The following is a 549-nucleotide window of genomic DNA, read 5'->3' on the forward strand; positions in this document are numbered from 1 at the left end:
TCTCTCACGCCTCGTCAACGGCTGGCCGATGCGCAAAATCGATGAACTCATGCCTTGGGCCTATGCCGCCAGCCAAAACGCTGATCCCATGGTCTGAGAACACCGCTAACCTTCCCTGAAGAATCAGAATCCCAAATGGATTCAGCGTCCAGGGCGATTATCGAGCGTGGTCTGGATGGTGAGCCACCAAGCGCATGCAGAATCTACCCGGGTAGACAACACCTTGTTGTGCGTTTTCTTCAAGGTCGTCCGGCACGCCCTTGGTTTACTTTTTCGGCGCTTTGGCAGTGGCTTCCCAGTCGATCTTGTCAAGCATCTTACCCAAAGATAAGGCAGGCCGCGACTTACCTCCGAAAGCGGCTGCGATGATTTCGACATAGGCATCACTATGCAGGGGCTCATCGAGCGTCTCGGGATCGCTTTCGGATTTTTTTCCCTTAACAGGCCGCTGAAATAGTCGGCCGACGGGAAGGATCTTCCGTTTCCGAGAATTTCCGGGGCTGTGTGCCCTGCCGGGCCGTCGTTCCTCGGTCTCAGGCGGCGAGCAGT

At 55.9% G+C, this 549-nt stretch carries 1 protein-coding gene; it reads right to left on the bottom strand.

Annotation, left to right across the window (positions count from 1 at the left end):
* Nucleotides 1-265: 265 nt before the first annotated feature.
* On the bottom strand, nucleotides 266-549 hold a 284-nt coding region (locus tag KKP04_RS15280), incomplete at its 5' end, for a hypothetical protein (protein ID WP_215033543.1).

This window comes from Rhodomicrobium sp. Az07 (genome assembly GCF_018619475.1).
In the GTDB taxonomy this organism is placed as follows: Bacteria; Pseudomonadota; Alphaproteobacteria; order Rhizobiales; family Rhodomicrobiaceae; genus Rhodomicrobium.